The 826-nt window shown below is 71.2% G+C and carries 1 protein-coding gene; it reads left to right on the forward strand.

Going from position 1 to position 826, the window contains the following annotated elements:
* Positions 1–27 precede the first annotated feature (27 nt).
* Positions 28–826, forward strand: a 799-nt coding sequence (locus tag E1283_RS36640; RefSeq protein ID WP_243745359.1) for an acyltransferase domain-containing protein, incomplete at its 3' end; no start/stop codon positions are given.

An 826-nucleotide genomic window follows, 5' to 3' on the forward strand; every position in this document is an offset into this window, starting at 1 on the left:
GGGTCGGGGTCGGGGTCGGTGCCGTGGGTGATCTCAGCACGCTCCGAAGCCGGGCTACAGGCACAGACCGCGCGGCTCCGCGAACATCTCACCGCGAACTCGGAGTTCAGCGCGGTCGACGTGGGCTACGCGCTGGCGACCACCCGGGCCCATCTCGACCGCCGGGCCGTCGTCCTCGGCAAGGATCCCGAAACGTTGCTGGCGGGCCTGGACGCCCTGTCCCGGAACGAACCCGCCGACGCTGTGGTCACCGGTCAGGCCCGCGGTGACGCCCGGGTGGTGATGGTGTTCCCCGGCCAGGGTTCGCAGTGGGTCGGGATGGCGCTGGGGCTGCTGGATGATTCACCGGTGTTCGCCGAGCACCTGCGCGCCTGTGCCCGGGCTCTGGCACCGCATGTGGAGTGGGACCTGCTTGAGGTGCTGCGCGAGCCGGACGGCACCTCGCTGGAACGCGTCGACGTCGTGCAGCCCGTCCTGTTCTCGATGATGGTGTCACTGGCGCAACTGTGGCGCAGCCACGGCGTGGAGCCGGCCGCCGTCGTCGGCCACTCGCAGGGCGAGATCGCCGCCGCCCACATCGCCGGCGCACTCACCCTGGAAGACGCGGCGAAGATCGTGGCGTTGCGGAGTCGAGCGCTGACGGCGCTGTCCGGCGGCGGCATGGCCTCGATCGCGCTGTCGGCCGACGACGTCCAGCAGCGGCTCTCGGCCTGGGACGGTCAGGTCGCCATCGCGGCGATGAACGGCCCCACCTCCACCGTGATCTCCGGCGACGACACCGCACTCAGCCAGATCCTCGCGGCGTGCGAAACCGACGGCATCCGCA

This window comes from Streptomyces hainanensis (assembly GCF_004348415.1).
Taxonomy (GTDB): Bacteria; Actinomycetota; Actinomycetes; order Streptomycetales; family Streptomycetaceae; genus Streptomyces; species Streptomyces hainanensis.